Below are 18,704 nucleotides of genomic sequence, written 5' to 3'. Positions count from 1 at the left end.
CGGATCCCCTGCGCCCCCGTCACGGGGACCATGCGATCGAGAGGACGACCCCATGAGACGGCGCACCACGCTGTCCGTGGCCGCCGCGGTGGCGGCGCTGACCTTGGCGCCCCTGAGCCCGGCCGGCGCGGCGCCGAACACGGCGCACGACCTGACGCTGACCATGCTGGCCACGACCGACCTGCACGGGCGCGTACAGAACTGGGACTACTTCGCCGACCGGTCCTACTCCGAGCGCGACGGGTTCGAGACCGGGCTGGCCAAGGTGGCCACGGTCGTCGACTCCGTGCGCGAGGCGCGCGGTGAGGACAGCGTCCTCGTGGTCGACAACGGTGACTTCCTGCAGGGCACGCCGCTGAGTTACTACTACGCCAAGCAGGAGCCGGTCACCGAGACCGGCATGGAGCACCCGATGGCGGCGGCGTACGACGCCATCGGCTACGACGCCCAGGTCGTCGGCAACCACGAGTTCAACTATGGCCTGGACCTGCTGCGGGCCTACACGGAGGACGTCGACCACCCGGTGCTCGGCGCCAACGTGCTGCGCGCCGGCACCGAGCAGCCGTACCTGAGGCCGTACACGATCGAGAAGATGCACGTGCCCGGCCACAAGCCGGTCAGGGTCGGCATCATCGGCCTGACCACCCCCGGCTCCGCCATCTGGGACAGGGGCAACGTCGAGGGCCGCGTGACGTTCCAGGACATGGTCGAGGCGGCGGAGAAGTGGGTCCCGATCGTCGACCGGAAGGCCGACGTCGTCGTCGTCCTCTCGCACGCCGGTGTCGGCGGGACGTCGTCCTACGGCCCCGAGGTGCCGACCGAGAACCCGTCCGACGTCATCGCCCGCACCGTGCCGGGCATCGACGCGATGGTGGTCGGCCACACGCACCGGAACGCCCCGTCCCAGGTCGTCGTGAACGAGGTCACCGGGAAGGACGTGCTGCTCACCCAGCCCTACCGCTGGGGCGCGACGGTCTCGCAGGTCGACATCGAGCTGGAGCTGGACCGCGGGCGGTGGGACGTCGTCGCCACCTCCGCGCAGGCGCTGAGCACCGCGGGGGTCGAGGAGTCGCCCGAGGTGCTGGCCGCCACGGCCGAGGCGCACGCGACCACGGTGGCGTACGTCAACCAGGTCGTGGCCACGTCGGCGGCGGAGCTCTCCGCGCGGACCAGCCGGTACGAGGACACCGCGATCCTGGACTTCATCCAGGACGTGCAGACCGACACGGTGGCCGCCGCGCTGGAGGGCACCGACCGGGCCGACCTGCCGGTGCTGTCGATCGCGGCGCCGTTCAGCCGGGACGCCGTCTTCCCGGCCGGCGACGTCACGATCCGCGACATCGCCGGGCTCTACATCTACGACAACACCCTCGAGGCCGTGGAGCTCACCGGAGCCGAGCTGCGGGAGTACCTGGAGTTCTCCGCCCGGTACTTCACGCAGGTGCCGGCGAGCGGCCCGGTGGACGTGGAGACCATCACCAACGCGGTGGTGGAGGGCGCCCCGAACGGGATCCCGGACTACAACTTCGACATCCTCTCCGGAGTCGACTACGCCATCGACGTGTCGCAGCCGGGCGGGTCGCGCATCGTCGGGCTCTCCCACGCGGGCGCGCCGGTGGCCGACGACGACCGGTTCGTCGTCGCGGTGAACAACTACCGGCGCAGCGGGGGTGGCGGCTTCCCGGCGATCAGCACCGCGCCGGTGGTCTACAACGAGCAGCTGGAGATCCGGCAGCTGCTCATCGAGCGGGCCCAGGAGGTCGGTGTGATCGACCCGGAGCAGTTCTTCGTGGAGAACTGGCGGCTGGTGCGCAACGGGGAGCCGCTGCTCCCGTGACGCACTGACACCGACCCGCCCGACGACGGCGGGAACGACCGGGAGCCCCGGAGGTCGTCCTCCCGGGGCTCCCGTTCTGTCGGTGGACTGTGGTCTGCTGACGCACATCGCCTCCCCGAGGAGTGGTCTGCAGTGACCAGCGTCGCCATCGGCCCCACCGACCAACTGGACCCCCGGCTGCTCGAGCACCGCCGCGAGCTCACCGGGTACTGCTACCGGATGCTCGGCTCGGTCTTCGACGCCGAGGACGCGGTGCAGGAGACGATGGTCCGCGCCTGGCGGGGCCTCGCCGACTTCGAGGGCCGGTCGGCGGTGCGGTCCTGGCTGTACCGGATCGCCACGAACGTCTGCCTCGACCAGCTCTCCGGCCGGCAGCGCCGGGCGCTGCCGATGGACCTCGCGGGCTCGCCGTCGCCGCCGGTGGCGGCCTCGCTGGCCGGCCGCCGGCCGTCCACCGCGTGGGTGGAGCCGGTCCTCGACCGCCAGGTGCTGCCCGAGGACGGTGACCCGGCCGAGCAGGCGGTGGCCCGCGAGTCGGTGCGGCTGGCGTTCGTCGCCGCGCTGCAGCACCTGCCGCCGAAGCAGCGGGCGGTGCTGATCCTGCGCGAGGTGCTCCGCTGGAAGGCCGACGAGGTGGCCGACCTGCTCGACACCACGGTCGCCTCGGTGAACAGCGCGCTGCAGCGGGCCCGGGCCACGCTCGCCGACGCCGGTGGCCGCCCGGCGCCGCGCACGCTGGACGACGACGACCGCGCGCTGCTGGCCCGCTACCTCGACGCGTTCGAGCGCTACGACATCGACGCGTTCGTGCAGCTGCTGCACGAGGACGCCACCCAGCACATGCCGCCGTTCGAGATGTGGCTGCGCGGCCGCGAGGACATCGGCGTCTGGATGACCGGTCCGGGCGCCGGGTGCAAGGGCTCCCGGCTGATCGAGACGTCGGCCAACGGCACGCCGGCGATCGCGCAGTACCGCCCGGCCGAGGGCGGTGGTCACCTGCCGTGGGGTCTGCACGTGCTGGAGATCGAGGACGGCCGGATCGCCCACATCTCCAGCTTCCTCAACCTCGACTGCGAGCTGTTCGCCGCGCTGGGGCTGCCCGCGGGCTTCGACTGATCGCCCGGCGGTCCGTCCCGTGAGCCCCGTTCGGGGAGGTGCCCGGTATCGGGGCTCCGGGCTGGCGGGCTCCGGTCAGGCGGGGTCCGGGCGGTCGGCGGCCGGAGCGGGGACGGGTGCCGGTGCGGGTGCCGGCTCCGGTGCCGGTGCATCGTCGCCCAGGGGACGGCGCACGAACGCCACCGAGACGAGCGCGCCGGCGGCGAGCAGGCCGGCCAGGATCAGCATCGCGGTGCGGAAGCCGTCGGCGAACGCCGCCGGGTCGGTGTAGTCCGTTCCGCCGATGCCGGCCGCGACGGGCACGACGGCGACCGCCAGCAGACCGGCGGCCCGGGCCACGGCGTTGTTCACGCCCGAGGCCACACCGGCGTACCGGTCCTCGGCGGAGGCCAGCACGGTGGCGGTCAGCGGGGCGACGAGCAGGGTGAGGCCCGCGCCGAAGATCGCCACGGCGGGCAGCACGTCGCGCAGGTAGGAGGCGTCGGCGCCGACCCGGAGCATCAGCAGCACGCCCCCGGCGGACACCAGCGGCCCCGCGGTGAGCAGGGCGCGCGGCCCGATGCGCTGCGCCAGCGCCCCGACCCGGGCGGAGAACAGCAGCATCAGGGCGGTGACCGGGAGCAGCGCGGTGCCGGCCAGTAGCGGGCTGAACCCGGAGACCACCTGCAGCTGCAGCACCAGCAGCACGAAGAGCGCGCCGAGCGCGGCGTAGACGAACAGGGTGGCGGCGTTGGCGGCGCTGAACTGCCGGTCGGCGAAGAGCGACGCTGGGATCAGGGGATGCCGCGACCGCCGCTCGACCGCGACGAAGGCGACCAGGGCGAGAACTCCCGCCGCGGCTCCCAGCCACACCACCGGCCCGGCTCCCCGGTCCCCGGCGGCGGTGAGGGCGTAGGTGAGCGCGCCGAGACCGGCGGCGACCAGCGCCGTCCCCGTCCAGTCCAGCCGGGCGGCGGCGCCCGGGTCCCGGGACTCGGGGACGTGCCGGGCGGCGACGACGATGACCAGGGCGGCCAGCGGCAGGTTGATCAGGAAGACCGCCCGCCAGCTCCACTCCACGAGCCAGCCGCCGACGAAGGGCCCGACGGCACCGGCGACGCCGGACAGCCCGGACCACGCCCCGACGGCGGCGGCCCGGTCGGACCCGGCGAAGGACGCCGAGATGATGGCCAGGCTGCCCGGGGTCAGCAGGGCTCCGCCGACGCCCTGCAGGGCGCGGGCGGCCACCAGGGTGCCGATGTCGGGGGCCAGGCCGCACAGCGCCGAGGCGGCAGCGAACCAGACCACGCCGACGATGAACACCCGGCGGCGGCCGAAGCGGTCGCTGAGCGATCCGCCGAGCAGGATCAGCGCGGCGAGGGTCAGCGTGTAGGCGTTGACCGTCCACTGCAGCCCGGCGAAGTCGGCGTCGAGGTCGGACCCGATCCGCTCCAGGGCCACGTTGACGACCGTCGCGTCCAGCATGGCCACGCCCGAGCCGAGGACGGTGGCGAGCAGGACCCAGCGCCCCTGGGGCGTGCCCATGCGCAGGCCGGGGCCGGCCGCGGGCGGCACAGCCATGAGCGTTCCTCCTCCGCCGGCTGCACGCAGCATCGGCTCGCTGCAGTCCAACGCCCGCAGCCGTCGGGGATTCCCGGGCGCCGCGTGCCGCGCGCGGCCGTGGGCACCGCCACCGGCGGCGCGCAGAATGAAGCCCATGGCACCCGAGGCAGACCTCGTCACCGCGGCCGGCTCGGTGCCGGGATACCTGGGGCCGACCGCGGCGCTGGTCGTGGCGGCCGCGGTGATCGGCTACCTGTCGGCCCGCGCGCGGGTGGTCCCGATCGTGGGCTTCCTGGTGGCCGGCGTCCTGATCGGCCCGGCGCAGCTCGGCATCGTCGAGAACGGCGAGGCGGTCGAGGCGGCCGCGGACATCGGCGTCATCCTGCTGCTGTTCACCATCGGGATCGAGTTCTCCCTGGCGCGGCTGGCCCGGGTCTGGACCTGGATCGCCGTCGCCGGCGGCCTGCAGCTGCTGCTGGCGACCGGCGCCGGCCTGGGGCTGACCCTCGCCGTCGGCGGCGGCTGGCACGACGGGCTGTTCACCGGGTTCCTGCTCGCGCTGTCGTCCACGGCGATCGTGCTGAAGCTGCTGGGGGAGCGGCGGGAGAACTCCGCCGTGCGGGGCCGGCTGGCGCTGGCCGTGCTCATCGCCCAGGACCTGGCGGTGGTCGCCATGGTGCTCGTCGTCCCCCTGCTGGGCTCGGGTGCCGACGGCGAGGGGTCCGGCGGCGGGTCGCTGCTGTGGGCGCTGCTCACCGCGGTGGCGGTCATCGCCGGCGTCCTCGTGCTCGCCCGCCGGGTGATGCCCACGGTGCTCGACGTCGTGGCGCGGACCTGCTCGCCGGAGGTCTTCCTCCTGGCGATCGTGGCCATCTGCTTCGGCACCGCCTACCTGACCGCGCTCGCCGGGGTGAGCGTCTCCCTCGGCGCCTTCCTGGCCGGCCTGGTGGTGAGCGAGAGCCGGGCCAGCAGCCAGGCGTTCGCCGAGGTGCTGCCGCTGCAGATCGTGTTCAGCGCGGTCTTCTTCGTCTCGGTCGGGATGCTGCTGGACCTGGGGTTCATGCTCGCCAACCTGCCGCTGGTGCTGAGCGCGGCGGCCGTGGTGCTGGTGGTCAAGACGGTGACCACCGCCGCTGCGGCCAGCGTTGCCCGCATCCCGATCCGCACCGCCGTCGCCACCGGCCTGCTGCTCGCGCAGGTCGGGGAGTTCTCCTTCGTGCTGCTCACCGTGGGCACCGCCGCGGGGCTGGCCCCGCTGGGGCTGGGGGACGACGGCGCGCAGGTGGTCGTCGCGACGACGGTGCTGCTCATGCTGCTCACCCCGCAGCTGGCCGCCGCCGGGGCCCGGATCGACCGGGCGCGGCGGGCGTCCCCGGCCGACGACGCCGGGCAGGACGGCGGCCCGCCGCGCGACCACGTCGCGATCATCGGCTGGGGGCCCACCGCCCTCGACCTCGCCGCGTTGTTGCGCGGCCGGGGGGTGGACGTCGTGATGACCACCCTCAACCCGGACGGTGCGGCGCAGGCGCAGGCCGCCGGCCACACCGTGGTGCGCGGCGATCCGACGAAGGGGGAGATCCTGCGGACGGCGGGGGTGCCCGAGGCGCGGCTCGCCGTGGTCGCCGAGGACGACCCGGAGCAGGCGGTGCGCGTGGTGGCCGCGGCCCGGGCGGTCACGGCCGCCCCGATCCTGGCCCGGCCGCTGGGCGAGGTCGACGTCGCCGAGCTGGCCGACGCGGGCGCCGACCACATCCTCGACCGGGACCGGCTCTCCGGGCAGGCGCTGATGCGCTCGGTGCTCGCCGAGCTGGGGCACCCGGTCGGACAGGCGAGCCGGGGGCGGACCGTCGTCGACACCGCCCGGGTGGTGCGGTACGCGTGGCCGGAGGGGAGCGGGTGCGGGCACGGCGCGGCGTCCCGGCCGGTGCTGCCCGTGGCGTCCGGCTGCGTCGGGTGCCTGCAGGAGGGCACCGAGTGGGTGCACCTGCGCACCTGCCTGAGCTGCGGCTACGTCGGCTGCTGCGACTCCTCGCCGCGCCGGCACGCCCGCGCGCACGCCGCCGCCGACGACCACCCGCTGATCGCCTCGGCCGAGCCGGGGGAGAGCTGGGGCTACTGCTTCGTCGACGAGGTGACCGTGCCGGCGCCGGCCGGTGCGGCACCGGAGGCGGAGTCCTCGCCCGCGCCGCAGTGACGCCGGCGCCGGGGCGCGGGGCCGTGCCTCGGCGTGCTGGTCGTCCGAAAGCGAGCCGGCGCGAGAAAGCACACGGCCGACCGCGGTGGGGCGCTAGCGTCCCGAGATGAGCCCGACACGGCCGAGTGCATCGAGGATCAGCCAGGCCCCTCGTCGAGAGGCGATGTGCGTCGATCGCACGGGGGACCGGGAGCACTGGCGGTCGACGCGGTGAGGGGTGCTGCGGGGCGGAGCGAGGCCAAGCCGGCTCGCGACCACTTCGACCGGTGGACCCTGGCCATCGCTCTGGCGGCCTTCGTCGTCTCGTTCGGCGGCGTAGCTGTGGCGTTCAGCGTGAAGACGGCGGAGGACGAGCGTCTGCGGATGGAACTCGCCCGGCAGGTCGTCTTCGTCGTGGTGGAGGGCGAGCCGCAACTCGGCGCGCCCGGCAGCAAACCGCCGGTCGGGGAGGCCGGCTACGTCGTCGCCAACTTCGGCCCTTTTCCCGTCGAGGAGGTGGTGATCGAGACCGGGCCCGAATCCGTGGTGGCGCCGGTTCCCGGGGTCACGGAGACGCTCGACCCCGTCGTCGAAGCCGTCCGCATCGGAACGCTCGGCCCCTGCCAGTCGGCGAGCATCTCCGGCCGGGAGTACCGCCGGGTCCTGTTCACCGACGTGGAGGGCGTGCGCTGGAGCCGTGGTCCGGCTGAGCCACCCACCGAGCAGCTGCCGGACGAGGACGTCCGGCGCAACTACCCCGACATCCGGACGCCGGCGCAGTGGGAGCTCGGCGCGCTGGACCACTGCGGATGACGAGACCGAGGCTGCGGGGCCCCTGACTGCTCCGCCGGCCCGAATGCGCGATCACCGCCGGCTCGAGGACGTCGCGGTGGAACGACCGGGACCGCGGCGGATAAGACGGAGCGCTGACCTCGGAGCCCGCCCGTCGCTAGACGGACGGGTCACCCTCCGGCACCTCGGTCGCGATCACCTCTTCCACCTCCGCGTCTTCGCCGGACAGCCCCTCGGCCTCCTCGTGCTTGTCGTGGAAGGCCAGCCACTGCATCCCGAGAGCCTCGCGCTGCTCCTCGTCGACGGCCTCCTTGAAGGGCGGGAAGAAGTCCGTCTCCTCCTCGGCCATGTGGTCGGCGTTGACCTGCCGCGCGTTCCGCACCGCCTCCCACCAACCATCGCTGCCGACCTCGTGCTCCCCGACGGCGGCCGCGGCGTGCCGGATCTCGTTGTGGTCGTGGACGCCCTCCGCGGTCTCCTGCTCGCCGTCCGCCTCCTGGGCGAGCAGCGGGTAGAACAGCTGCTCCTCGGCCACGGCGTGCACCTCGAGCTTGGCGTGCAGCGCCTCCCAGGCGGCGGCGAGCTCCTCGGCGGGCAGGTCATCGAGCGCGGTGAAATCCCGCCGGAAGACCTCGTGCTCGGCCAGGACCAGGGCGGTGATTTCGAAGTCGGACATACCCGACCCCTTACCCGTCCGACTGCGCGTTAGCCCGGCTCTTTTGGTCCTGCCGCCGGTGATCGTCGGGATGCGTCTGGTTGGGCCGTTGATGTGCAGTTTTGGCGAACGGGTACGACAGGTCGGCCGAGGTCGCTCGGGTGGGCGCCGGCTGTGTCGACGGACCGCGGCCCTGGAACTCGCCCCACGGCCGTGCCACGAAGAGCAGTCGATGCCAGTGGTTGGCGACGAACAGGGGTCGGCATCACTGACGCGCGGAAGCGGCGCCGACGTCCTTCTGAGCCGGACAGGCAGGCGGCACAAGGCTGGTCACTGCGTGGAGCGGGTGACCGGGATCGCACCGGCATGGCCAGCTTGGAAGGCGGGACGTTGCGGGACGGTCAGCGCTGGTCAGCGGCACATTCGGGTGTCTGGACAGGCACGCGTGACCACTATGTGACCAAACGCGTCTCGGGCTACTGCGGCCGCTCGTTGTCGTCGGGCGCCGCGGTGATCGCACCCAGCATGGCGTCGAGCGCGCGGGCGATGTCGGCGTCGCGGTCGTCGGCGGCATGCTGATACAGGAGCGCAGCGGCGGGGGAGGAGTGACCCAGCCGGCGCATTAGCTCCTTGGTCGTCGCGCCGGTCGCCGCGGCCAGCGTGGCGCCGGTATGGCGGAGCTCGTGTGGTCGGACCGCCGGTAGCCCGATGGCGTCTGCGGTGCGGCGGAAGGTCGAGTTCCAGTTGCTGCGGGCCAGGTAGCCGCCGGAACTAGTGGAGAACAGGAGGGCGTCTGGAGAACTGGGGACGTGCTTCTCCAGATGCTCTTCGAGCACGGCCGTGATGGCAGCAGGAAGGGTCACGGTCCGTCGTCCGGCGTCGGTCTTAGGTTCGCCAACCACCCACCGGCCGCTGACGCGACGGACCGAGCGTTCGATGCGCACTTGACCACCGGGCATGACGTCGGACCGGCGAAGCGCAGTGGCTTCACCGAACCGCAGACCGCCGAAGGCCAGGACGAGCAGAAGTGCGCGGTAGCGCTCGGTCCTCCGGTCTTTGCCCAGTTGCTCGGCCAGCTGCAGGGCATCTGCGGCGGTGAGTGCGCGGGAAGGGCGGGAGGCCTTTGGCGTGCCGGCACCGCGCAGCCTGCACGGATTGGCGGACATGACCTCGTCGGCGACCGCGACGTTGAGGATGGCGCGCAGGAGCCGGTAAGACTGAGCTAGCGCTGTCGGGCCGGTAGTTCGGCTCGCCTTCGCGTGCCACGAGCGGACGGCGGCCGGGCGGATCTCATCGACAGGGACGTGGGGTCATGCCTCGGCGAGGTGGTGGCGCCACAGTCCGGCGTAGAGCACGCGGGTGCTCTCGCGGAGGTCGTTGCGGGCGAGGTAGTCCTCGGCGTACTCGCCGACGGTCCGGCCGCTGGCGCTGGGAGCTCGCCAACTCTTACGGAGGAGGTCGGTCTGCTCGCTCGCGAGCCAGGCCCAGGCGTCGGCCTTGGCCACGAAGATCTTGGTGTGGCGTCGCCCGTCGGGGCCGAGGTAGCGAGCGCGAAAGCGGCCGCTTGGGAGCCGGTCGACCGACCCGAACGTCCGCTTGGCCACGTGCCGACCTTGGCGGGTGGATCAGCGGTCGTCTGCCGGGATCACCGCTGGCTGTGGACGCGGCCGGCGTCCACAAGGGCGTCTAGCGCCGATCGCTCCAGGCGCACATACTTGCCGACTTTGACGTAGCTGATCCGGCGCTCCGTGATGAGCCGACGGATGAACCGGTCACCGGTGCCGAGGTACTCGCCGGCCTGCGCGACGCTCATCAGCGGCTCGCGATCGCCGTCGTTACCCCGGGCCGCTCGCGTCATCATGTCCTCGACGATCGTCGAAGATCTTCAGTACGTCTCCAGATCCTATCTACCCACTCGTCGGTGACCGCCCATCCGGCGAGATCCGACAACTGTGAATCCGTGGCGCACCGCGGGTGTATCGGAAACCGATGGCACACTGCGCCGATGTCCATCCTCGCCCGTCTGGCGCACAAGGTTGTCGGCTTGAGCGGAGAACTGGCTGCAACTGATGCTCTGGGGGTCTTGCTGGAAGACCCAGTCGGCGCCGCCGCGCTGACGGCGGCTGTGCGTCTCGGCAGCAGCCACCTCCCAGAGGAGATCCGATACAGCACCCAGGCGGCAGACGCCGACGGCCGCCCCGACGTGGTCGGACGCGACGCCATCCGTGAAGTGATCCACGTAGAGGGCAAGTTCTGGGCGGGACTCACCGAGGCGCAGGCCGACGGCTCTTACAAGCGCCGGCTGCAAAAGCAATGGATGGAGCTTGCCCCAAATCATCCTCACAGTGGTGTGCTGGTGTTCGTTTGCCCACCGCGACGACTGTCATCCCTGTGGAGTGACCTCGAGGGCCTCTACGACCTGAAGCCTCGAGCCATCACGGCGTCCTGGCGCTTCGGCGAGTCCCCGGACGGCTTCGTCGTCGGAGCGACCTCTTGGCGAGCGTTGCTCGACCCGATAGAGGCTGTTGCTGCCCAACCGCTCGCAGAGGACGTACGTCAACTTCGGGCACTGGTAGACCAGGTCGACTCACAGTCGTTCGTCCCATGGACGACCGAGCAGCTGACGGATCAGGAGTCGGCTCGCCGTGTAGTGCAGCTTGCCGACTTGGTTGAGTCCATCTGGGACAACGCCTTGAAGAAGGAAGTGGCCAGTCCCTACGGCCGACGCCAAAGCACAACCAAGATCGGCGTCATGGCCTACGGAAAGCTTCTCAAACTGGGAGGCGTCGCCGCGACGCTGAAGGTCAGCCCTTGGCTGTGGGCGGAACATGGACGCAGCCCGCTCTGGCTAACCTTCACCGGCGGCGCCCAAGCAGCCCGTAAGGCGTTTCCCGAGGAGACGGTGGAGATCTACGGCGGACGGGCCCTGTCCGTACCCCTACGCCCAGGGGCACTAGAGCACGAGATCGTCTCCCAGGTGACGACCTGGCTCGGTGAAGTAGGCCAGAAGCTCGAACATGCAGTGTTAGCCGGTGCCTCGTTGTCGCCTGAGGTAGTGGAGGACGTCTCGGAAACTTCTGAGCCCCACGAGTAACCAGACCAGTCCGCAAGGGCTAGTGCCTTCACGTTGACGGCGCCGCCGTGGTGGACGGTGTGCAGTTCATTTCGATCTTGATCGCAGCCCTTGGTGATGTGAATGCGCCCGCGACGACATGCCGGCGCCCTGCGCCCACTCATGGTCATCAGCCAGAGCCCCATGACTTACGTCAACGGCTGCCGAGGACACGACAGCGTGATCAGGCCGGACGTGCCATCCGCGTCGATCACCGAGCGCTCTGTCACAGGAGGAGCCACAAGATCAAGTGGCACACACCTCTTGCATCTTGGCGTCCGCCGACTCGTTGTTACAACTTCCGAGGGTGGCGCGAGGCGCTGGAGCGGCAGTAGGTCGCGGCTGCAGACTCCTCGAGGCAAGAGGTGTGACCCGTCGCGATCTGTGAGCGCACCCTCCGCCGATGAGCCTGCTGCTGTCGTCCGGCAACGTTGCCCGGTAAAGACTGCGCGCACGCCCGAGAGTGCTTGGTGGGAGCTTCTCGGGTGCTGCTGGCGGTTGCCTTGAGTGGGGCCGGCTCACAGCAGTTTGGTCACGCGCGCAGGACATGTCGGGGACGGCCGATGGATGCCCCGGAGCTTCGAGCAGCCACCACCGCCACGTTGGAGCGCTGACGGCAGTCAACGTCCACCCGGGCGTTGACTCCTGCATGCCGACGCGTGGTGTGCCCCATCACCACCATGGGCAGCGGCGGTTGGCGACAGTGGGAAGAGGCCCGATCAGCCGACTGGCCGCTCCGCACACGGCTCGGGGCACCGTGGTCTCTGACCAGGTTGCGCTCCTCCGCCTACCGCGGCCTGCCCTCTGCAGCGCCTCGTGGCAGTCTTGGCGTCAAAGCTGGGCTGGGAGTCTCAGCGCTGAGACTGTCGTCTCCTCCCCTTAAGGTTCCGTCGGAGATGTCGATCTAGAGGACGAGTACGCTGAGAATCAGCAGAGGAGGCGACGGTGGCGACAGGGGAGCTCGTAACTGAGCTCGTGCGCGCCCATTTCGCTTCTGATTCCACGCGCTTCTCCAATCTCCTCAACCAGCTCATCGCAGCAGAGAGTCGATTGGGGCACATACACGTCGCCCAACGCCTTCGAGAATTGAAAGCGGAGGGGAATCAAGACAGACGCTCAGCCAAGGCGACGCCTATAGCCCGAGCCCCCCGCGATCTACAACGGGTTCTGTCCCTCACGTATGAGCGGGCTAGTTTGCAGGATTTGGTCTTGCCGGACCGAGTGAGTCACAGTCTGCAGCAGTACGTGATCGAGCAGCGAGCCGCCGACCGCCTCGCTAGTCACGGTTTGAAGCCTCGTCGCCGAATGCTTCTTCACGGCCCCCCTGGAACCGGGAAGACGATGACGGCTCGAGCTTTAGCAGGGGATTTGCAACTTCCACTAGCCCGCGTGCGGTTGGAAGTTCTCTTCAGTCGCTATCTGGGCGAAACCGCTTCGGCGCTATCGGACATCTTCGACGAAGCGTCAAAGACACGGGGCGTCTACTTGTTTGACGAGTTCGATGCGCTGGGAAGCAGTCGTTCTGAGCAGGGTGACATCGGCGAGATAAAGCGGGTCGTTGGAACCTTCTTGCAACTGCTCGACGCAGACGAAAGTGACAGCATCTTTGTTGCGGCGACTAATGTGGCCGGTGCAGTTGATGCGGCGCTATTCCGACGTTTTGATGACGTCTTAGAGTACGAGCTTCCCGATGATGCGGCCATCGCGGAACTTCTTTCTCGCTTGCTGCACAGGGTTGGGGCACCTTCCTCGCCTTCTCAGGTCATGTCATTGGCGCAAGAAGCTTCTGGCCTAAGCTTGGCCGACGTATCCACGTCCTTTCAAGATGCCCACAAAATAGCAGTTCTTGCTAACGCAGACTGCCCTTCCTTCGCGGAGATCACGCAGGCACTGGCGAAGAGGCGTGTCAGGCCGCTGGTGCTTTGAGGTTATGATTACCACGTGATATACAGCCGGTTGTGATTCGTTACGGGCTCCCGCTACTGAACCTCAGGTCCGGGACGTCGCAGCCATATCGCAGTGCGGGGCGAGCCATACCGACCCCGACGCCAGTGCGGGAGCGGCGGGAGCACGCCGATCGGTTGTTGCGGAACCTCGAAGGCCTTGCAGACCAAATCTCGGCACAGCGAGTCGCGCTACCGCGCGTCTCCTCGGCCATCGTCGCCGTGGAGGGGCAAAACCTGGGCGATGCTGGAGAGGAATTGGCCGCCGTGGGGCAAGTCTTGTCCTTCGATGCGGAGCGAGATGTCGCGACAATCAGAATCTCAGACCAAGGTCGTGGGCTTCGAGGAACGGTTCTGCAGTACCGCGACCAGGAAACTAGTTTTGGCAACCCGCGGAACCGGAACCTGGTTAACCGGGTCGATCGGCTAAGACTGGCCAGCTTGGCGGACCTCAGTCTCGGGGAAATTGAAGAGGCTGCGATATCTCCGGATTTCCACTATTGGGTGGAGGTGTGGGTACCAAACGCTGGCGATCCAAATGGGGCAGCCTTCATTGACCGACGCGCAGAGGTCGAGGCGCTTGCGAGCTTAGTGGACGAGCCAGATAGAGTGCCCGTGTCAATTGGTCCTGAGCGGAATGTCTATCTAGTGAGAATCACGGGCGAGATTCTGCGCGAAGTGCCCGCTCTACTCGCCGACATCGCTGTGGAAGTGCACATAGCTCAAGCTGCTCGACTGGTTGAACTGGCGGAGAGATCAGACGACCTCGGCCAGCCCGTGGTCGTCAACCCAGCTCCTATTGAGGCGAATGTCGTCGCTGTTCACGATACGGGCGTTCGGTCGGCGCACCCCTATATACGCGCAGCGTTGCTGGGAGTTGACTCAGCGGTTCCTGGTGTCGACGGCGAGGATCGGCACGGGCACGGTACGGAGATGGCGGGACTTGCCCTGTATGACGATCTGGCCGCGTCCATCGTCGCGGAATCGATAACACCAGAGCATTGGCTGGTCGCAATCAGGCTGCTGGACGATTCGGCGGACGGCGTAGAACTGTGGGCCGAACGTCAGACCCTCGCGGTTCAGTTGGCTGAATCGTACGCCGAAGGTCGCGAGGTGGTACATAATGTTTCGATCGGCGCATATAACCCTCGACCAGGCCAGCGTACGTCCTGGTCTGTTTCAATAGACCAAGCAGCTTGGAATGAGGGTCGGGGCCGTTTGCTTGTGGTGGCTGCAGGAAACGCTAGCGCCATCGCCGATCCAGCGCTCTATCCGTCAACTAACTTGGCGGAAGTCCATGAGCAGCCAGCGCAAGCATGGAATGCTCTAACAGTGGGAGCGGTCACTGACTTGACGACCCTGACGGCCACTGACGTCTCTCTGGGGGCGCCTCCTCCCTTGGCTCAGCCCGGGCAGCTCAGTCCCTACACAACGACGGCCCCTCCAGGTAATCTGCCGATAAAGCCAGAAATAGTCATGGAGGGGGGAAATAGTGCACCGGGGGGCGGCCTTGAAGGTAGCGGCTTGCAAGGGTTGTCAATCTTAACGACTGGGTTTCGTTCAAGGGGTCTTCTCGAGCGCACCTGGGCCACAAGCGCAGCTGCGGCCCAAGCCAGTTTCGCTCTGGCGCGCCTAGCATCAATGCATCCAGGTCTGCGCCTAGCTACCATCCGAGGGCTTCTTGTGCACTCGGCAACTTGGCCCGAGGGAACGGTTGCTCAATTGGGCGATAAGCGGGACATCTTGAGGGCCATCGGCTACGGCCGGCCCGATTTGACTCGCATGGGTGTCAGTGACAGCAACCGGGTGGTGCTCGTCCATGAGGGTGAAGTGTCTGGCGCCGGATCCAGCGAGGAACGCACGGCGCTGTTCATTCATGTCCCGCTGCCTGATTTCGGAGCTATGGGCTTCGGGGATGTGTCGGCGAGGTTGACGGTAACGCTCTCCTACTTCGTCGATCCAACAGACAACCTGATTCGTCGGGACTACGCCGGCGCACGCTTGCGGTGGGACATGCAAGGCCCATTGGAGGAGGCGGACGACTTCATACAGCGAGCTAATGCTGCCAGTCGATCGTCGTCTTATGTGGGCGGTGGGCCGGGTAGTTTTCCCTGGACTGTTGGAATCACCGCTCGGTCGCGTGGCACGCTTCAGCAGGATTGGACCACGGCGTCCGCTGCTGAGATCTCAGGTGAGCGGTTGATAGCTATCCAGCCGGTTTATGGCTGGTGGAGCGAGCGGGAGGCGTACATGAGTCAGAAGCTCCCATTCTCGCTGGTAGTCAGCGTTGATCTAGGCGACGTTGATGTTGAACTATATGCCGAGGTGGAACAGCTTCTAACTGTGGATGTTGAGGTCGACGCGTCGTAAAGTGCCGGGAGCCGTCTACGGCCCGACCGGCTAGCGGTACCGGCGGGGAAACCGCACGACGGATCGCGGCTCGGCACGCCCTTGAACTCACCGCTTGACCAGAGTGTGGTCACGCCGTCCCGTCGGAGTTGAAGAGAGACTGCGCCCTCGCCGTATGCGCCGCGCGGCGTGACCACAACATGACCAATGAGGCGGAAAACAGGGGTCCAAGGGGGGTCATATCGGGCCGTCCGGAGAGTCCTCCAGGACTCCTCCAGTACGCCTAACAGGCGCTCGGACCTGCGGTTATGCATGGAGCGGGTGACCGGGATCGAACCGGCATGGCCAGCTTGGAAGGCTGGGGCTCTACCATTGAGCTACACCCGCGAGACAGATGCCCGCCGATCGTGACCGGTGGGCCGGAGTCCGCACCGAGGGTAGCGCCTCCCAGGAACGCCGCTCCCGCCGCGTCGCCGGCGGTACCCCGTTCTCCTCCTTCCGGCTGATCGACTCCGCCGTCTCGGCTCGTACGGTGACCGGGTGAACGCGCTGCCGCGCTCGCTCTGGCGCGAGCCGAGGCCGCCGACGCCCCCGCCCGCGGCTGGCGGGACTGGCTGCTGGCCGCCCCGAGTGGCTGATCCGCCGTCGTCCGGCCGGCTGGCTCGCCCCGCCACCGGCCTGCGGACGGCGCCGGTCGAGCAGTTCGGGTGACCGGCGGCGTCAGCCGTCTCCACGGTCCTGAGCGGGATCGACGTCCCCGATCAGGAGGCGCTGCCGCTCGACCTCCGCCCGCACCGCGGCCAGGTCACCCGCCGAGCGCAGCGCATGCGTCAGCGCCCCCGCGCTGTCCGCCCGGGCCGCGCGGGCGAGGCTGTCGAGCAGTTCCTGCAGCGCGCCGCCCCGCTCGCCGTGGTGCACCAGCCGGGCGACGTCGTTCACCGTGCTGCGCACGTCCTGCACCAGCAGCGGGAGCTCACGCACGGCGTAGCCGACCAGGACGGCCAGGTCGAACGGGAGGCGCACCAGCGCCGCGGCCGCCGGAAGCACGCCGAACCTCGGCGGCGGTGTGGGAGTGGCCGGGCCGAGGCCGTCGTCGTCGATTTCCACCGCAAGGCCTCCGTCCGTGGGGCGCGCTCCGACCGCCGGGGGCTGGGCTCGCGCCTCCCCGGCAGGCTAACGGCGGGCGAACCCTTTCGCGGATCGGACGGGGGACCGGGGAGCGGTTCAGGACAGCGGGGCGAGCGCTTCGACGGCCGGCAGGAAGACCTCCTGGCGGTGGACGTCGTTCCGCGCCGGGCTGGTGGTCAGCTGGACCAGCAGCAGGCCGTCCGGACCATCGGCGAGCGCCAGGTCGACGCTCTGCCCGAGGTCGTCCAGCCGGTAGAGCTGCCACGTGAACGAGTCGGTCGACAGCTCGCCGACCGGCTGGGGTGGCTCCGCGAGCCCCATCTGCACGCCGACCGTCTGGAGCAGCTGCTCGGCGGTGGCGCCGGGCACGACCCGCTGGACCAGCGACGCCAGGACCGACTCCTGCCACACGCCGGGGATCACCTCCGTCCAGCCCTCCGGCCGCAGCCCGGTGAGACCGAGCTCCTCGCTCTCGAACGACGTCATCTCCACCTCGATGTCGTCCGCGGTGAAGGCAGGTGGGTCGATGTCGTCGACGCAGCCGGTCGCCGGCTGGCTGCCGGGATCGTCCAGAAAGTGCGCGGCGATCCGCACCGCGCAGTCGTGGCTGGGCAGGGCTCCGTGCCCGGTGAACGGGAACCGGACGAAGTAGCTGTTGGGCAGTCCTTCGGCGATCTCCTCGCCCCAGCGCGGTGGCGTGATCGGGTCCAGGTCGCCGGCCAGGACCAGCGCGGGGATCTCGCTGGTCACCGGATCGTTCGCCCCGTCGCCGGGCTCCCCGGCGTCCCAGGAATCGCAGACGTCGAAGACGCCGGGCCCCAGGGTCGGCGCGCCCTCGAAGAAGCCCTCCACCAGCGGGTGCTCGGCGGCGGCCGCGGCCACCTCATCCCGGGTGCCGAAGGCGACCTCCTCCTGGCACTGCACGGCCAGCTGCTGGCCGATGCTGACCAGCTCCAGCTGCTGGGAGAGCGCCCCGAGCAGCAGACCGATCGTGCCGAACTCGCCGTCGTCCGCGGCGGTGATGATCTCCGGCAGGTGCGCCAGCAGCTCGGTCGAGTACAGGGACTGGAACAGGAAGCCGACGAGCGAGTCCCCGTCGAGTTCGTCCTCGATGCGCTGCCCGTTCGTCGGATCGACCACGGTGATCGGCGCCGGTGAGGTGTTCAGCTCCTCGACCAGGCTCGTGAACGTCCGCTCGAGGTCGGGGTACTCGGCGGCGCACCCGGGGTCGTCGGCGCAGGCGGCGAACAGGGCCTCCATGGCCCGGACGGCGTTGCCCGGCGTCTCCTCGTAGAGATCTGCGTCCACGGGGTAGGCGGCGTCCAGCACCACCGACCGGATTCCCTCGGGGTGGTCGCGCATCGCGGCCTGCGCCAGCCGGGTGCCGTAGGAGATGCCGTAGAGGTTCCACTCGTCGTAGCCGAGGGCGACGCGCAGGTCCTCGAGGTCGGCGGCCGATGCCGCGCTGTCGTAGTCGGCGAAGTCGATGCCCTCGTCCACCAGGCGCTGGCGGCACTCGTCCAGCGACTGCACCGCCTGGGCCTCCAGCTCATCCGGGGGCAGGTCCGAGCCCAGGGACTCCCGGACCCACGAGCTGTACTCGTCGCAAGCCAGCGACGGCTCGGTCAGCCCGGTGCCCCGCTGGTCGACGAGCACCAGGTCCCGGTTCTCCGTGAGCGGCTCGTAGAGCAGGCCGAACGCCTGCGGCACGAGTTCCAGCGTGCTCTGGCCCGGACCTCCCGACAGGTAGACGACGGGGTCCTCCGCCGGGCTGTCGGCGGCGCTGCGGACGACGGCGAACGCCAGCTCGATCTCGCCGGCGTCCGGGTCGTCGCGGTCGGCCGGGACGGGCAGCGTGCCGCACTCGATCTCCACGCCCGCCGGTACGTCGAACTCGCAGGCGCCCATGTCCGCGCTGCCGGCGGTGGCCGTGGGGGAGGTGTCGCCGTCCGTCGCGTCGTCCTCGTCGGTGCCCGTGCACGCGCCCACGAACAGCAGTGGCACCAGGAAGAACGCTGCTCGACGACCGTTCATGGCCTCGCTCCGTGTCCGTGAGA

General features: G+C 69.5%; 14 protein-coding genes and 1 tRNA gene. 7 read left to right on the top strand and 8 right to left on the bottom strand.

Features of this window, described 5'->3' with window-relative positions; translation table 11 throughout:
* Positions 1 to 52 precede the first annotated feature (52 nt).
* Both ACI790_RS10840 and ACI790_RS10835 read left to right on the top strand, forming a co-directional pair.
* On the top strand, positions 53 to 1,837 hold the full coding sequence (locus ACI790_RS10840) for a bifunctional metallophosphatase/5'-nucleotidase (RefSeq protein WP_456569793.1): 1,785 nt from the start codon (positions 53 to 55) through the stop codon (positions 1,835 to 1,837).
* 132 nt (positions 1,838 to 1,969) lie between these two features.
* On the top strand, positions 1,970 to 2,953 hold the full coding sequence (locus ACI790_RS10835) for a sigma-70 family RNA polymerase sigma factor (RefSeq protein ID WP_456569792.1): 984 nt from the start codon (positions 1,970 to 1,972) through the stop codon (positions 2,951 to 2,953).
* Positions 2,954 to 3,028: 75 nt separating this feature from the next.
* On the opposite strand, the gene ACI790_RS10830 is transcribed toward ACI790_RS10835, so the two are convergent.
* On the bottom strand, positions 3,029 to 4,513 hold the full coding sequence (locus ACI790_RS10830; RefSeq protein WP_456569791.1) for an MFS transporter: 1,485 nt from the start codon (positions 4,511 to 4,513) through the stop codon (positions 3,029 to 3,031).
* Between the two features lie 136 nt (positions 4,514 to 4,649).
* Here ACI790_RS10830 and ACI790_RS10825 point away from each other — a divergent pair, with 136 nt between their 5' ends.
* The gene (locus tag ACI790_RS10825; RefSeq protein WP_456569790.1) at positions 4,650 to 6,689 is read left to right on the top strand and encodes a cation:proton antiporter domain-containing protein; all 2,040 of its coding nucleotides are present in this window, start codon (positions 4,650 to 4,652) and stop codon (positions 6,687 to 6,689) included.
* A 210-nt stretch (positions 6,690 to 6,899) separates the two neighbouring features.
* On the top strand, positions 6,900 to 7,481 hold the full coding sequence (locus tag ACI790_RS10820; protein WP_456569789.1) for a hypothetical protein: 582 nt from the start codon (positions 6,900 to 6,902) through the stop codon (positions 7,479 to 7,481).
* Between the two features lie 136 nt (positions 7,482 to 7,617).
* Here ACI790_RS10820 and ACI790_RS10815 read toward each other — a convergent pair whose 3' ends face one another.
* The 4 genes from ACI790_RS10815 to ACI790_RS10800 all read right to left on the bottom strand — a co-directional run bounded on the left by ACI790_RS10815 (position 7,618) and on the right by ACI790_RS10800 (position 9,976).
* Complete coding sequence (locus ACI790_RS10815; RefSeq protein ID WP_456569788.1) at positions 7,618 to 8,136, bottom strand: hemerythrin domain-containing protein; 519 nt, start codon at positions 8,134 to 8,136, stop codon at positions 7,618 to 7,620.
* 455 nt (positions 8,137 to 8,591) lie between these two features.
* Entirely contained in the window at positions 8,592 to 9,281 is a 690-nt protein-coding gene (locus ACI790_RS10810) for a site-specific integrase (RefSeq protein WP_456569787.1), read from the bottom strand.
* A 144-nt stretch (positions 9,282 to 9,425) separates the two neighbouring features.
* Positions 9,426 to 9,719: a hypothetical protein gene (locus ACI790_RS10805; protein ID WP_456569786.1), complete on the bottom strand. Its 294-nt coding sequence runs from the start codon at positions 9,717 to 9,719 to the stop codon at positions 9,426 to 9,428.
* Positions 9,720 to 9,760: 41 nt separating this feature from the next.
* Positions 9,761 to 9,976, bottom strand: coding sequence for an excisionase family DNA-binding protein (locus tag ACI790_RS10800; protein ID WP_456569785.1), 216 nt, complete (start codon positions 9,974 to 9,976; stop codon positions 9,761 to 9,763).
* A 144-nt stretch (positions 9,977 to 10,120) separates the two neighbouring features.
* On the opposite strand from ACI790_RS10800, the gene ACI790_RS10795 reads away from it, so the two are divergent.
* From ACI790_RS10795 to ACI790_RS10785, 3 genes are all read left to right on the top strand, one after another.
* Positions 10,121 to 11,209 (top strand): hypothetical protein, encoded by a 1,089-nt coding sequence (locus ACI790_RS10795; RefSeq protein ID WP_456569784.1) that lies wholly within the window; start codon positions 10,121 to 10,123, stop codon positions 11,207 to 11,209.
* Between the two features lie 1,263 nt (positions 11,210 to 12,472).
* Positions 12,473 to 13,153 (top strand): AAA family ATPase, encoded by a 681-nt coding sequence (locus ACI790_RS10790; protein ID WP_456569783.1) that lies wholly within the window; start codon positions 12,473 to 12,475, stop codon positions 13,151 to 13,153.
* 155 nt (positions 13,154 to 13,308) lie between these two features.
* Positions 13,309 to 15,540 (top strand): S8 family peptidase, encoded by a 2,232-nt coding sequence (locus ACI790_RS10785; RefSeq protein WP_456569782.1) that lies wholly within the window; start codon positions 13,309 to 13,311, stop codon positions 15,538 to 15,540.
* Positions 15,541 to 15,832: 292 nt separating this feature from the next.
* On the opposite strand, the gene ACI790_RS10780 is transcribed toward ACI790_RS10785, so the two are convergent.
* The 3 genes from ACI790_RS10780 to ACI790_RS10770 all read right to left on the bottom strand — a co-directional run bounded on the left by ACI790_RS10780 (position 15,833) and on the right by ACI790_RS10770 (position 18,681).
* Positions 15,833 to 15,906: transfer RNA gene (locus ACI790_RS10780), tRNA-Gly, on the bottom strand.
* 333 nt (positions 15,907 to 16,239) lie between these two features.
* A complete protein-coding gene (locus ACI790_RS10775) occupies positions 16,240 to 16,626 on the bottom strand; it encodes a hypothetical protein (protein WP_456569781.1) in 387 nt (128 codons plus the stop codon).
* Positions 16,627 to 16,743: 117 nt separating this feature from the next.
* Complete coding sequence (locus tag ACI790_RS10770) at positions 16,744 to 18,681, bottom strand: alpha/beta hydrolase (protein ID WP_456569780.1); 1,938 nt, start codon at positions 18,679 to 18,681, stop codon at positions 16,744 to 16,746.
* Between the last annotated feature and the right edge of the window lie 23 nt (positions 18,682 to 18,704).

Source organism: Blastococcus sp. SYSU DS0539 (assembly GCF_054050855.1).
This window is presented reverse-complemented; position numbering and strand designations above follow the sequence as displayed.